Here is a 13,713-nt window from a genome sequence, read left to right on the forward strand (position 1 = left end):
TGTTGTTATCATCGGCAACCCAACTAAACTAGAACTATTTATTTTTTGGTGTTAATTTCTATTTTAGAATCTCCATCTTTAATTGAAATATTAAGGTCTTTTAAATTTTCTAAATCTTTTAGACTGTTAATATTTTTGATGTCTTTTTCTAAAATGCTGTCTGCAACTTTTTTAGGATATTTTTTTCCGTTGATAATTACACTGTCAGCATTTTCAGAATCATATTCTATCGTAGTTCCGTTGATGTTTATTTTATTTTTTTCGATAACGATATCTCCATTTTCATTGTTGTTATTTTCATCGTCATCATCTATTCCGTTTGCGTTAAGGTCACCGTTTACATTCAGATGTTCGTTTCCTTTTGCAACTTTCATGTCTTTAGGAACTACCAATTCATAATCTACACTGTAATGTCTGAATCTGTATTGGTAAGGATAACTTACGAAATTTGGTAATAAAATTTTGTTACCTACCACTTCTACAGGAACATTAAGTTCTAGAGGTTTATTGTAACCTTCCGCATATTTTTTGATGATGAGGTAAGGCTGAGTAATATTAGCATTTCTTACTACTTCTACGTTTGGATAATCTTCTTCGAAAACCGTTTTTTTATCAGAGAAAATATCATCATCATAAGCAGTATAATTCGCTGGAATGTTTACTTGTTTTTTGTCAATGATAAGGCTGTCAGTTGGCTGAACATTGATAGAAATATTTTCGGTTTCTTCTTTGTCACCTTTATAAGACATATCTATTTTTGCCATGTTTACTCCGAAATAAGTTCCTAAAAGCACAATTGCTAAGAATAAACCACCCAATACATATCCTAAATTTCTTAATTTAGTTTTAGGAGATAATAATTTGATGCTGATTAAGCTGAAAAGAACTGCTGGAAATAATGTTCCGAGTACAATGAGTGAAGAAAGGATATATTTCATGCCGCCATCGTCAAATAAGAAGTTCATTTTGCTTACACCAGGAAAATCAGGATTTCCAAATAAATTGAAAAAGAAGAATAAACCGATGATCGCTCCAAGTGCTAAGAAAGCGAAAATAGCACCGAAAAGAACTCTTAAAACGTTTAGCAATCCACTACCAGCAGAAGTAACTACAGGTTTAGCTTCATTGTACATTTCGCCTACTTTTGCAGTAGATTCATTGGCAAATTTTACGATATTGCTAGATTCTTCTTTTAAGTTGTCAAAATTCAAGGGTTTACCTTTCATTTTAAGGAAATCTGCTGCAGTTTCTGCTTTTGGAAGGATAATCCAAAATACTAAATATAAGAATACGATGAGAGTAGTAGAGATTCCAGCAGTGAACAATCCTAAAAATGCTACACCAAACCAGATAACTCTCATCCAAGTTACATCCATCCCGAAATAGGCAGCTAGACCAGAGCAAACTCCTGCTAATTTCATATTTTCTGGGTCACGGAACAGTTGTTTTTGCTGTGCCGAAGAAAATGAAGGTCTTGATTTTTTATTGGCAGTTTTATCAGAAAAATAAGCTTCTTCTTGCTCTTCTATAACTTCTGGTTTACCAATTTGGGCAATTACTTTTTCTATATCATCATCATTTACCACTTCTCTTTTTCCCATGTTATCTTTTAGAATTTCTACAATTCTAATTTCGATATCATGCATAATTTCGTCTGCTTCTGATTCCTCTAGAGAACTTCTCAGTGCAGTGAGGTAGTCACTCAGTTTTATGTATGCGTGTTCTTCTATTACGAAAGAAAAACCAGCAAGTCCTATTGATAATGTTTTGTTCATAGTTTAGTTTTTATGATGTTTTGGTGATTTGGTTTACAGATTCTGTTAATTCATTCCAAGTATTTTGTAATTCTGCTAAAAAGGTTTTTCCTTTTTCAGTAATTTGGTAGTATTTTCTTGGCGGTCCACTGGTAGATTCTTCCCATCTGTAAGCAAGAAATTCTCCATTTTTCAATCTTGTAAGTAGCGGATAAAGAGTTCCTTCTACTACATCTAGCTTTCCTTTTTTGAGTTCGTCTATTAAATCAGAAACATACATTTCTTTATTATTGATAAGGCTCAAAATACAGAACTCTAGAATTCCTTTTCGCATTTGCGCTTTGGTATTTTCTGTGTTCATGTTTTTTTAGTTATTAGTGGTTTTTATAATTTGTTATAACATTCATTTTACGAATTTTTTTCTGTTGAACAAAAATAGGTATTTTTTAGTAATATGCAATGCAAAGTAGTAATGCAAAAAAATATATTACTATTTTCTTTCTTCGAAGTAGTGAATCGTTCTCGTTTTTGGTAAAAGTAACCAAAGTAAAAAATAGACGAATACGACCATAAACGTAGAAATTCCCGCCGAAAATATTCCGAAGAATGCCAGTAAGAACCATGCAACTCTTACTAAAGAGGCATCTATCCCGAAATATCTTCCAAGTCCTGAACAAACACCAGCGATTCTTCTATTGTCTCCATCGCGAGTTAGTTTTGCTCTACAACCAGTGTAATATTGGTTTTCATTTTGTTGATAAGTTTTCATTTTAATGATTTTTGTGATTTTCTTATGCAAAGATATATATAAAATTTAGTATTATGCAATACAAAGTAGTAAATATTTTTTAATGATTTAATTAAGTTGCTGATTATCAGTTATAAAAATTTTAATTGTAAATTTTAATAATTTTTGTTTTTGACAAAAATCACGTTTTCATTGTAACATCTGTTACCGAAATTGGTGAAAACCAACCGTAAGTTTGCAGTATGAATTTTGTTTCACTTTAGAAATGAAGTTTTTTAATCCATTAAAGATTTATAGATGAAAATACTAATAGTAGGAGGAGTTGCAGGAGGCGCAACAGCAGCAACCAGATTGAGAAGACTCTCAGAAGAAAACGAAGTCATAATTTTTGAAAAAGGACAATATGTAAGTTTTGCGAATTGCGGTTTGCCTTATCATATCAGCGGAACGATTGACAAGAGAGACGCTCTTTTATTACAAACACCAGAATCTCTTAAAGAAAGATACAACTTAGATGTAAGAGTTTTTACAGAAGTTTTATCTATTTATACAGTCGATAAAAAAGTTTCAGTAAAAAATTTACAAACAGGCGAAATTTACTTAGAAAACTATGATAAACTCTTGCTTTCTCCAGGTGCAGAACCTATAAAACCTCCTTTTGAAGGAATTGATTCTGATAAAATTTATACACTCAGAAATATTCCTGATATGGATAAAATTGTGGCAAAAACCAAAAATGCGCAGAATTTTGTAGTTGTTGGCGGTGGTTTCATTGGTCTTGAAGTAGCAGAAAATCTCATTGAAGCAGGTAAGAATGTGAAGTTGGTAGAACTCGGTAACCAAGTAATGGCGCCTGTAGATTTTGATATTGCCAGTTTCGTTCACGAAAAAGCCAAACAAAAAGGGCTTGAATTGTTGTTAAACGTTGGCGTAGAAAAATTCAATGACAAAGGCGAAACCATAGAAGTATTCTTAAACAATGGAACTTCCGTAGAAACAGATGCTGTAATTCTCGCAATCGGTGTAAAACCCGAAACCAAATTAGCAATAGAAGCGGGTTTGGAAATTGGTGAAACTCGTGGAATTTTGGTGAACGAATTTATGCAAACCTCTAATCCTGATATTTATGCAGTTGGAGACGCAATAGAAGTAGCGCATTACATCAACAATAAAAAAGTGTTGATTCCTTTAGCTTGGCCAGCAAACAGACAAGGTAGAATAGTAGCTGACAATATCGTTCTAGGAAATCAATACAAATATACAGGAAGTTTGGGTTCTTCTATTTTGAAATTTTTCGAACTTTCTGTGGCTTCAACTGGACTCAATGAAAAAACATTAAAACGTTTCGGAATTTCTTATAAAACGGCGATTGTAACAAGAGGTCATCACGCTGGTTATTATCCTGGTGCTAAAAATATAGTTCTAAAAGTTATTTTCGATGAAAATGGTAAAATTTTCGGAGCCCAAGCTGTTGGCGAAGCTGGAGTTGATAAAAGAATTGATGTAATTGCAACGGCTATCAAAGGAAATCTCGCTGTTTATGATTTACCAGAAATTGAAATTACTTATGCTCCGCCTTTTAACTCTGCGAAAGATCCTGTAAATATTGCTGGTTATGCTGCGGAAAATATTTTGAAAGGGGATTTAGAAATGGTGAATTATGATGAATTTTGGGATTTTGTGAAAGAAAATGATGCAGTAATTTTAGATGTAAGAACTTCCAAAGAATTTTCAGGAGGAGCAATTGAAGGAGCAATTAATATTAACGTAGATGATTTACGAGCAAATCTCGAAAAATTAGATAAGAATAAAATGTATGCCATTTATTGCCAAGTTGGTTTGCGTGGTTATTTAGCCAATAGAATTATGAGAAATAACGGTTTTCGAGCCGTGAACTTAAACGGAGGGTACAATCTTTGGTCAAAAGTTCAATCATAGTAATAGTTTTTTGTTAACAAGAAGGCTTCAATTTTTATTGGAGCCTTTTTTATTTCAATAATTGTTCAATAATAATATGATTTTAATCAGAAATCTCCAAAACATGACAAATGTATGCTTATAAAACTCAAAGTTCTTATGCGTTAATTAATAAATTTGTTAATTGAACTTTTGTGACCAATCTTTTCTAAAAGTCACTTTTTATAAATGTAGATAACATCAAATAAACACATAAAATGAGTTTTATTAAAACGGATTTAACCAAACTTGCAAACCTTAATAAAAGCAAGGGAACTGGTTCTATTAGGAAAAGCAAACCAGAATACGTTGATTTTTTTCCACCTTGTAATAACGCTTGTCCAGCTGGCGAAAATATTCAGGCTTGGCTTTCTCTGGCTCAAGAAGGAAAAATAGAAGACGCTTGGAGAAAATTAACCGAGCAAAATCCTATGGCTGCGATTCATGGGAGAGTTTGTTATCATCCTTGCGAAAATTCTTGCAACAGAAAAGATTTAGATTCTTCGGTGAGCATTCACGCGGTAGAAAGATTCTTAGGAGACGAAGCATTAAAAAATAATTGGCAATTTTATCCTCCGAAAACGCTTACTGGTAAGAAAATTATGATTGTAGGTGCAGGTCCTTCTGGACTTTCGGCGGCATATCATCTTAGAAAATTAGGCCACGAAGTCACTATTTTCGAAGCTGGCCCAGTTGCTGGTGGAATGATGAATTTTGGGATTCCTGCGTACAGAATGCCTAGAAATATTCTTCAAGCTGAAATTAAAAGAATTGAAAATTTCGGAGTAAAAATTGTTTTGAATTATAAAGTTCAAGATATTCTCCAAGAAAAAGAAAATGGTGGTTTCGATGCGGTTTTTGTAGCTATTGGAGCTCATTTAGCCAAAAAAGTAAATATTCCAGCTCAAGAAGCGAGTAAAATTTTAGATGCGGTTTCTTTCTTGAAAGAAGCAGATGAAAATAGCGATAATAAACCACTTTTAGGAAGAAGAGTCGCCATTTATGGAGGTGGAAATACTGCAATGGATGCAGCCAGAACTGCAAAAAGATTAGGTGCAGATGAAGCAATGATTATCTACAGAAGAGATCGCGAACATATGCCTGCTCACGAATTTGAAGCAGATGAAGCTTTAAGCGAGGGGGTGAAAATCCATTGGTTGAGCACCATTAAAAATATGGAAACTTCTTCTATCACCGTTGAAAAAATGCAAGTGGTTAATGGAAAAGCCGTCCCAACTGGTGAATACGAAACTTTGGAAGCAGATTCATTAATTCTAGCTCTCGGACAAGAAGCAGACACCGATTTCTTGAAACATATTGAAGGAATTACCTTCAAAGAAGATGGAACAACCGTTGAGGTAAATCCTTCAATGATGACAGGTTATCCTGGAATTTTTGCAGGTGGTGATATGGTTCCTAGTGAAAGAACCGTAACGATTGCAACTGGACACGGTAAAAAAGCAGCCAGAAATATTGATGCTTGGCTTAGAAATACCACTTACGAAAAACCAGCCAACAACCCTTTAGTTACCATCGAAAAACTACAAATTTGGTTCAAAACAGATGCTGAAAAGAAAGCTCAGCAACATCTAGAAATTGAGAAAGCGGTAGAAACTTTTGACGAAATTGTTGCAGGTTATACCACCGAAGAAGCCGTCTACGAAGCGCAGCGTTGTCTCTCTTGTGGAAATTGTTTCGAGTGTGATAGTTGTTATGGAGCGTGTCCAGAAGGTGCGATTTTCAAAAATGGAAAAGGGGAAGGTTACACGATAAATTATGATTTGTGTACAGGTTGTGGCGTTTGCGCAGAACAATGTCCTTGTCACGCTTTAGATATGGTTTTAGAACATTAATCAATTGAAAAAAATGAAAAATCAAAATAAAATAATAGCAACCATCGACGGCAACGAAGCTGCGGCTTACATCGCATACCGAGTAAACGAAGTTTGTGCCATTTATCCTATCACGCCATCTTCTACTATGGCAGAATTGGCAGACGAATGGGCGTCTAAAGGAATTAAAAATATCTGGGGAAACGTTCCTGAAATTATAGAAATGCAAAGTGAAGGTGGAGCTGCTGGTACAGTTCACGGTTCGCTTCAAGCTGGTGCTTTAACAACAACTTTTACCGCATCTCAAGGGTTAATGTTGATGCTTCCAAATATGTACAAAATTGCAGGAGAACTTACGAGTGCCGTTTTTCACGTAGCGGCGCGTTCTTTGGCAGCACAAGCTTTGTCGATTTTTGGTGATCATCAAGATGTAATGGCAGCCAGAACTACTGGTTTTGCGATGCTTTCTTCTACAAGTGTTCAAGAAGCACACGATATGGCGCTCATTGCCCAAGCTACAACTTTGAGAGCGAGAATTCCTTTTATCCATTTCTTTGACGGTTTCAGAACTTCTCACGAAGTGAATAAAATTAATTTGTTGAATGACGACCAAATTCGTGGAATGATAGATGACGAATTGGTGATTGCACATAGAAACAGAAGTCTCAATCCTGATAAACCTTTCGTAAGAGGAACTGCTCAGAATCCTGATGTTTATTTCCAAGGAAGAGAAACTTCTAATCCTTATTATGCTAAAATTCCTACCATTTTAAAGGAAGAAATGCAGAAATTCTCTGAAATTTCAGGTAGAAATTATGCTCCAGTTTCGTATTTTGGGCGTCCTGAAGCAGAAAATGTTATCGTAATTATGGGTTCTGGAGTAGAAACAGTGATTCCAACTTCTGAGTTTCTCAATAAAAATGGAGAAAAAACAGGTGTTCTGAAAATCTCGTTGTTTAGACCATTCCCAAATGAAGATTTCATTTCGGTTTTACCAAAATCTGTGAAAAAAATCGCTGTTTTAGACAGAACCAAAGAACCTGGAAGCAATGGTGAACCAATGTATCAAGACGTTTTGGTTTGCCTTACAGAAGCGCTTACGAATGGAACTTTAGATAAAATGCCTAAAATTATTGGTGGTAGATACGGACTTTCGTCTAAAGAATTTACACCAGCAATGGTAAAAGCGGTTTATGATAATTTAAAAACCGAAAATTCTAAAAACCATTTTACGGTAGGGATTACAGATGATGTAAGTTTTACCAGTATTAATGTAGATTACAACTTTAAATTAGATGATTCTGGATGGAATCAAGCACTATTTTTCGGTTTGGGAGCAGATGGAACCGTAGGCGCGAATAAAAATTCGATTAAAATTATTGGCGAAAACACAGAACTTTCAGCGCAAGGATATTTCGTTTATGATTCTAAAAAATCTGGAGCGAAAACTGTTTCTCACCTTCGTTTTGGGCACGAGCCGATTGAAGCGCCTTATTTGATTTCAAAAGCAGATTTTATCGCTTGTCATTTCTTCAAATTTTTAGAAAATGAAGATATGCTCAGTTTTGCTAAAAATGGAGCGAAATTTTTATTGAATTCACCTTATTCTAAAGACGAAGTTTGGGATAAATTGCCATACCAAGTTCAGCAACAATTGATTGAAAAAAATATTAAATTTTTCGTGATAGATGCTAATGAAGTTGCCGAAAAAACAGGAATGAGAGGCAGAATTAATACCATTATGCAAACGTGTTTCTTTGAACTTTCAGGGGTTTTGCCAGAAGAAGAAGCGATTAAGCAAATTAAAAAAGCGATTGAAAAAACTTACATCAAAAAAGGACAAGCTATAGTTGATAAAAACTTTGAAGCTGTTGATCAAACCTTAGCCAATTTATTTGAAGTTAATATTCCAGATGCAGTAACCGCCGAAAAAGGAGAGGAGCAAACCATCGACGAAAATGCACCAGATTTTGTAAAAAATATCACTTACAAAATGATGATTGGGAAAGGTGATGATTTACCTGTAAGTGCTATTCCTGCTGATGGAACTTATCCAAACGGAACTACAAAATGGGAAAAACGTAATATTTCTGAAAAAGTAGCCCATTGGAATGCAGATATCTGCATACAGTGTGGTAATTGTAGTTTTGTTTGTCCTCATTCTGTGATTCGTTCTAAATTTTATCACAAAGATTTATTGACGGAAGTTCCAGAAGGTTTCCAATCAGCACCAATTAATGCAAGAGGTTTCCCTGAAACTAAATTCACGCTTCAGGTTTATGAAGAAGATTGTACTGGTTGTAAATTATGCTACGAAGCTTGTCCGGTTATCGATCAAGAAAATGAAGAATTACGTGCGATTAATATTTTACCAAAAAATCCAGACCTTAAAAAACATAGAAAAGTGATTTCTTATTTCGAGAAATTGCCAATTCACGATAAAAATATGGTGAATTATTCCACTGTTCACGGCGTACAATTTTTAGAGCCAATGTTCGAGTTTTCTGGAGCTTGTGCAGGTTGTGGAGAAACACCTTACATCAAAGTTCTCACTCAACTTTTCGGTGATAGATTAATGGTAGCCAATGCGACGGGTTGTTCATCAATCTACGGAGGAAATTTACCAACTACACCTTGGAGTTCTAATTCTAAAGGAAAAGGACCAGCTTGGAGCAATTCTCTCTTCGAAGATAATGCCGAATTTGGTTTAGGAATGAGACTTTCTGCGGATAAGCAATTGCAAATGGCTCATTATTACGCCGAAAAATTAAAACCAGAGTTAGGCGAAGATTTCATCAATGAAATTATCCATGCACCTCAAAAATTAGAAAGTCAAATCATCAAACAAAGAGAAAGAGTAGAAATTCTAAAAAATAGATTGCAATTTTCTGAAAATCCAGATGCGAAACATCTCTATTCTCTTGCAGATCATTTGGTTCATCGTGCTGTTTGGCTTATTGGTGGTGATGGTTGGGCTTATGATATCGGAAGTGGAGGTTTAGATCACGCGCTTTCTACAGGTAGAAATATCAATGTTTTGGTTTTAGATACTGAGGTTTACAGTAATACAGGTGGACAAAGTTCTAAAGCTACGCCAACTGCTGCTTCTGCGAAATTTGCAACTGCAGGAAAACGTGTTGGCAAAAAAGATTTGGCAATGCAAGCTATTTCTTACGGAAATGTTTATGTAGCAACCGTTGCAATGGGCGCAAATCCTCAACAAACATTATTGGCGATGCGTGAAGCAGAAGCTTATGACGGACCTTCATTAATTCTAGCGTACAGTCATTGTATTGCACACGGAATTGATATGGAAAAAGGTTTGAACCAACAAAAAATGGCTGTAGCAAGTGGTTATTGGCCATTGATTAGATTCAATCCTGTGTTGAGAAAAAACAATAAAAATCCTTTTATCTTAGATTCTATTCGTCCTACAATTCCGTTTGAGGAATATGCGTACAACGAATTGCGTTACCGAGTTCTAAAACAAACGCAACCGCAAGATGCAGAACATTTGATGCAATTAGCACAAGAAATTGTAGATTTAAGATGGAAAACGTACGAAGATATGGCTTCATTAGGAGCTGAAAACTTCCAACCAACTTTTTAATTGAGAATTGAAAGTTGAAAATTGAAAATGAAAACCTTGCTGAATTTCAAAATCAGTAAGGTTTTTTTTAATAAATTTGATATAAATAAATTTAAATGAAAAATCTAATAACCACATTTTTTCTTTTTCTTGGAATCGTTGCTTTTTCACAGGAAAAAACCTTTGATACTGTTTCTCAGCAATTAAAAAATTCATCTAAAATTGATAATAGCGATAAAAAAGTAGCTAATCTTTTTCAAAGATTCTATAACGAAGCATTACAGTCTGATAAAGGCGAGTTAAGTAATGATACTCCTGAAATAATTAATAAAACTTTTGAGGATAATAACTTAAAAAATGGACATATACTTTTTGTATTTTTCATGTATCAAGATTATATTTCTAAAACAGCAGCGATAGGTAAACCTACGAACTCAAAATATCAGGTTCAAGTGATGGATTTTTTATACAAAGAGAGTAAGGAGATTTGGGAAAGAGTTCCTGCAATTATTTATATTTATGGATATGAAGCCCTTGATAACGACAATAAAATAGAAGAATCTGCAAAAATGATTTCTGAAGGATTGAAAGAGTATCCTGATTCTGTTCCTTTAAAGGTTTATCAGTACCTTAAAACAAAAGATCAACTTTTGAAAGAGGATTTAATTAAAAATCATGCTAACCATTGGATGGTTTTGTAATATAAAATTTAATGCAAACAAAAAATCCCCACCGAGAAATTGGTGGGGATTTTTTCAACACAAAAGTTTTTATTTAGATAAAAATAATTTGAGTGCCTTCTCCAGCTGCTCTTGCGTAGAAATCACCTACAGTTAAGATGCCTTCCACTTCTGGAGTTAAGTCTTCTTCTTTTAAATCAAACATTTCAAAAGCCAATTTACAAACCCAAAGTCTGCAACCAGAAGCGGATAAAATTTCTAAAAATTCATCAATTGGCGGAATGTCTAATTTTTCCATTTTAGATTTCATCATTTTGGTTGCCAGAGCTTCCATTCCGGGCAAACCGCCTAACATGGTAGGCATGTGCATTGCAGGATTACCTACAGTAGCCACGTGAATGTCTTTTAGTCTGTCTTTAATTACAGCATCTAGTCCGAAGAATGTAAAGAAAATTTCTGCTTCCATACCTTCCATTCTCGCACCGTTTGCCAAAATAAAACCTGCGTAAACACTTTCTAAAGTTCCTTTAGAAATGATTACCATTACTTTTTCTATAGGTTTTAGAGATTTATCTAAATCTGCTAATGGATTTTTTAATAATGTAGTTTCCATATTTTTTTGTTTTATTTATTGAGGGATTAGGCTTGAGGGATTAAGTTTTTAGTATTTGAAAAAAAATCAATTTACTAATCCCTTCATCCTAATTCCTAAATCCTTTTTAAATACAAGATTTTGGTTTAGAAATTCCTGCTAATCTACTAGAGATTTTTAGTGGTCCTTTTGGGAACAATTCATAGAATTCTTTAATATCTACTACGCCAGATTTTCCTACGCCTCTTATGGTTAATGCTACATCTTTTTTCTGTTGGTCTCTTAAATATTCTAACACGTCGAAATGTCTGTTTCCTAGTTCTAAACCGTCTTCTTTAGCCATTTCTTTAGCTACTTCGTGATTCCATTGGTTCATGTCTGTAAGGTATCCCTCGTCGTTTACATTGATTGTAAAACCTGCATAAGTTTTTTCCATTTTGATAATATTTTTTTTGTTAATTTTTTTTGAAATTTTAGAAATTCACCGTTCACAGCCCAGCGAATTCACTATTCACTTTTATACTGTTTCCTTGTCAAATTTCTTTCCTGCTCTGCTCATAGTAGGCGTTACGAAAGGTATTTTTCTTGCTGGTAGAAGCATATTCCAATACACCCATTTAAAAGCCATTTTTCCGAAGTGGTTAAAAGCACTTTCTTCTAATAAATTTAGCGGACCGATTCCAGCGAATGGGAATTTTCCTTTTAATGGTTCTACATCATAATTGAAGTCAATCAATAATGCTTTTCCTTTTCCTGTTTCTATGAAACAATTGGCGTGACCGTCAAATTCTGGATTAAGTGGTTTTCCTTCTATATATTTTAGAATATTTTTAGTAAGAATTTCGGCTTCGAAATGTGCTACAGAACCAGCTTTTGAAGCAGGAACATTCGTAGCATCACCGATTACGAAAATATTTTCTTTTACTTTACTTTGTAAGGTATTTTTGTCCGTAGGAACGTAGTTTAAATCATCTCCAAAACCTGAACGAAGAATACATTCGTCTCCCATATTGGTAGGTATGGTTACTAATAAGTCAAAATCTACCACTTCGCCACCGTAATCGAACATTTTTCCGTTTTCTCCTTCTATATGTTCTACTGCGAAATCTGGAACAATTTTTATATTTTTTTCCTCTAATAAATAATTGAGCGTTTCAGTAGTTTTAGGCTTTGTAAATGCGCCAGAAAGTGGAGTAACATAAGAAATTTCTACTTTGTCTCTCATTCCTTTTTTGGTGAAGTAATCATCTGCTAAAAAAGCAAATTCTAGCGGAGCAACAGGACATTTTATTGGCATTTCGGTGATGTGAACCACTAATTTTCCTCCTGGCCAAGTTTCTAATTTTTTAGCCAATGCACAACTTCCCTCGAAAGTGTAGAAATCGAAAATATTTTTTTGCCAAGTGTCTCCTTTCATTCCCGGAACTTCTTCTGGAGCGATTTTACAACCTGTAGCAATGATGAGAATGTCATATTTTACATTTCTTCCGTTTTCTAAAATAACGGTATCTGTATCTTTATCTATTCTGTCGATTTTTTCACGAATAAGTTGAATTCCTTTTGGTAAAAATTCATCAATCGTTCTTTTTACATCTTCTGGTTGATAGGTTCCAAAAGGAATAAATAAAAATCCTGGCTGGTAGTAGTGAGACTTAAATTGGTCTACCAAAGTAATTTGCCAATCTTTTTTATTCAGTTTTTTTACTAGGTGATTCGCCATCATAGTTCCGGCGGTTCCTGCTCCTAAGATTACTAAGTTTTTCATATTTTCTAACTTTATAAGAATGAGTAATTCTTAATTTTCTTGTACAAAGTTACATCAGCGCTAAATGGACTTGTGTAACTTATATTACACAACCTCAATGACTTTTGTCATTAAAATCGAAATAAAATCCGTTATTTTTATTTGACTTAAATTTGTAAAAAATTAAAAAATGTACTTAGAAAAAGAGATAGAGTTCATCCTTACTTTAGACCAACTCAAAAACGTAATCCGTAGAAATTTTAATCATGACAATTCCCGAAGAGAAAATACAGCAGAACATTCATGGCAAGTCATTGTTTTTGCACAGATTCTTTTTCCCTATGCTCGAAACAAAGAAAAAATAGATTTAGGAAGAGTGATTAAGATGCTTTCTATACATGATGTGGTAGAAATAGATGCGGGAGATACATTTTTCTATGATGAAAAAGCAAATGAAGGAAAATTTGAACGTGAACTGGCTTCTGCTGAGAGAATTTTCGGGATTTTGGCAGAACCTATGAAATCAGAATTTATGAATCTTTGGTTAGAATTCGAAGCTGGAGAAACAGAAACTGCCATTTTTGCAAGTGCTGTAGACAGAATGATTCCTTTTGTGATGAATTGTTTTAACAATGGTTTGAGTTGGATAGAAGCAGGAGTAGAGTTCGAGAAGGTGAAAAAAATGCTTCGCCCGAGAATAGAATTGGCTTCAGAAGATATGCTCGATACCTTTGATGTGTTGATTAGAAAGGCTTTTGACGAAGGAAAACTTATTTAATTATGATTTAAGGATTTTCGATTTTTTAATTGACAAAAAA

At 34.2% G+C, this 13,713-nt stretch carries 11 protein-coding genes; 5 read left to right on the forward strand and 6 right to left on the reverse strand.

The window, feature by feature from the left end; genetic code table 11:
* Positions 1-38 precede the first annotated feature (38 nt).
* From C3729_RS06460 to C3729_RS06470, 3 genes are all read right to left on the reverse strand, one after another.
* Positions 39-1,775 carry a PspC domain-containing protein gene (locus C3729_RS06460; RefSeq protein WP_104793404.1) on the reverse strand — a complete coding sequence of 579 codons (1,737 nt, stop codon included), beginning with the start codon at positions 1,773-1,775 and terminating at the stop codon, positions 39-41.
* 10 nt (positions 1,776-1,785) lie between these two features.
* The gene (locus C3729_RS06465; RefSeq protein ID WP_069797022.1) at positions 1,786-2,115 is read right to left on the reverse strand and encodes a PadR family transcriptional regulator; all 330 of its coding nucleotides are present in this window, start codon (positions 2,113-2,115) and stop codon (positions 1,786-1,788) included.
* 129 nt (positions 2,116-2,244) lie between these two features.
* On the reverse strand, positions 2,245-2,523 hold the full coding sequence (locus C3729_RS06470) for a PspC domain-containing protein (protein WP_104793405.1): 279 nt from the start codon (positions 2,521-2,523) through the stop codon (positions 2,245-2,247).
* 276 nt (positions 2,524-2,799) lie between these two features.
* Here C3729_RS06470 and C3729_RS06475 point away from each other — a divergent pair, with 276 nt between their 5' ends.
* The 4 genes from C3729_RS06475 to C3729_RS06490 all read left to right on the forward strand — a co-directional run bounded on the left by C3729_RS06475 (position 2,800) and on the right by C3729_RS06490 (position 10,580).
* The gene (locus tag C3729_RS06475) at positions 2,800-4,440 is read left to right on the forward strand and encodes an FAD-dependent oxidoreductase (RefSeq protein ID WP_104793406.1); all 1,641 of its coding nucleotides are present in this window, start codon (positions 2,800-2,802) and stop codon (positions 4,438-4,440) included.
* A gap of 236 nt (positions 4,441-4,676) precedes the next feature.
* On the forward strand, positions 4,677-6,311 hold the full coding sequence (locus C3729_RS06480; protein WP_104793407.1) for an NAD(P)-binding protein: 1,635 nt from the start codon (positions 4,677-4,679) through the stop codon (positions 6,309-6,311).
* 13 nt (positions 6,312-6,324) lie between these two features.
* A complete protein-coding gene (gene nifJ, locus C3729_RS06485) occupies positions 6,325-9,900 on the forward strand; it encodes a pyruvate:ferredoxin (flavodoxin) oxidoreductase (RefSeq protein ID WP_104793408.1) in 3,576 nt (1,191 codons plus the stop codon).
* A gap of 95 nt (positions 9,901-9,995) precedes the next feature.
* Positions 9,996-10,580: a hypothetical protein gene (locus C3729_RS06490; protein WP_104793409.1), complete on the forward strand. Its 585-nt coding sequence runs from the start codon at positions 9,996-9,998 to the stop codon at positions 10,578-10,580.
* A 73-nt stretch (positions 10,581-10,653) separates the two neighbouring features.
* On the opposite strand, the gene C3729_RS06495 is transcribed toward C3729_RS06490, so the two are convergent.
* The 3 genes from C3729_RS06495 to C3729_RS06505 all read right to left on the reverse strand — a co-directional run bounded on the left by C3729_RS06495 (position 10,654) and on the right by C3729_RS06505 (position 12,916).
* On the reverse strand, positions 10,654-11,172 hold the full coding sequence (locus C3729_RS06495; RefSeq protein ID WP_104793410.1) for a DsrE/DsrF/DrsH-like family protein: 519 nt from the start codon (positions 11,170-11,172) through the stop codon (positions 10,654-10,656).
* Positions 11,173-11,278: 106 nt separating this feature from the next.
* The gene (locus tag C3729_RS06500; RefSeq protein ID WP_069797015.1) at positions 11,279-11,587 is read right to left on the reverse strand and encodes a TusE/DsrC/DsvC family sulfur relay protein; all 309 of its coding nucleotides are present in this window, start codon (positions 11,585-11,587) and stop codon (positions 11,279-11,281) included.
* An 81-nt stretch (positions 11,588-11,668) separates the two neighbouring features.
* The gene (locus C3729_RS06505; protein WP_104793411.1) at positions 11,669-12,916 is read right to left on the reverse strand and encodes an NAD(P)/FAD-dependent oxidoreductase; all 1,248 of its coding nucleotides are present in this window, start codon (positions 12,914-12,916) and stop codon (positions 11,669-11,671) included.
* Positions 12,917-13,085: 169 nt separating this feature from the next.
* On the opposite strand from C3729_RS06505, the gene C3729_RS06510 reads away from it, so the two are divergent.
* On the forward strand, positions 13,086-13,673 hold the full coding sequence (locus tag C3729_RS06510; RefSeq protein WP_104793412.1) for an HD domain-containing protein: 588 nt from the start codon (positions 13,086-13,088) through the stop codon (positions 13,671-13,673).
* The last annotated feature ends 40 nt before the right edge of the window (positions 13,674-13,713 follow it).

Origin of the sequence: Cloacibacterium normanense, assembly GCF_002943105.1 — a bacterium.
Lineage (GTDB): Bacteria > Bacteroidota > Bacteroidia > Flavobacteriales > Weeksellaceae > Cloacibacterium.

What these genes read in the sequence shown, in the direction of transcription:
- C3729_RS06460 (WP_104793404.1), bottom strand. Translation starts at nt 1,775, where the DNA reads ATGAACAAAACATTATCAATAGGACTTGCTGGTTTTTCTTTCGTAATA.
- C3729_RS06475 (WP_104793406.1), top strand. Translation starts at nt 2,800, where the DNA reads ATGAAAATACTAATAGTAGGAGGAGTTGCAGGAGGCGCAACAGCAGCA.
- C3729_RS06495 (WP_104793410.1), bottom strand. Translation starts at nt 11,172, where the DNA reads ATGGAAACTACATTATTAAAAAATCCATTAGCAGATTTAGATAAATCT.
- C3729_RS06470 (WP_104793405.1), bottom strand. Translation starts at nt 2,523, where the DNA reads ATGAAAACTTATCAACAAAATGAAAACCAATATTACACTGGTTGTAGA.
- C3729_RS06490 (WP_104793409.1), top strand. Translation starts at nt 9,996, where the DNA reads ATGAAAAATCTAATAACCACATTTTTTCTTTTTCTTGGAATCGTTGCT.
- C3729_RS06480 (WP_104793407.1), top strand. Translation starts at nt 4,677, where the DNA reads ATGAGTTTTATTAAAACGGATTTAACCAAACTTGCAAACCTTAATAAA.
- C3729_RS06505 (WP_104793411.1), bottom strand. Translation starts at nt 12,916, where the DNA reads ATGAAAAACTTAGTAATCTTAGGAGCAGGAACCGCCGGAACTATGATG.
- C3729_RS06500 (WP_069797015.1), bottom strand. Translation starts at nt 11,587, where the DNA reads ATGGAAAAAACTTATGCAGGTTTTACAATCAATGTAAACGACGAGGGA.
- nifJ (WP_104793408.1), top strand. Translation starts at nt 6,325, where the DNA reads ATGAAAAATCAAAATAAAATAATAGCAACCATCGACGGCAACGAAGCT.
- C3729_RS06510 (WP_104793412.1), top strand. Translation starts at nt 13,086, where the DNA reads ATGTACTTAGAAAAAGAGATAGAGTTCATCCTTACTTTAGACCAACTC.
- C3729_RS06465 (WP_069797022.1), bottom strand. Translation starts at nt 2,115, where the DNA reads ATGAACACAGAAAATACCAAAGCGCAAATGCGAAAAGGAATTCTAGAG.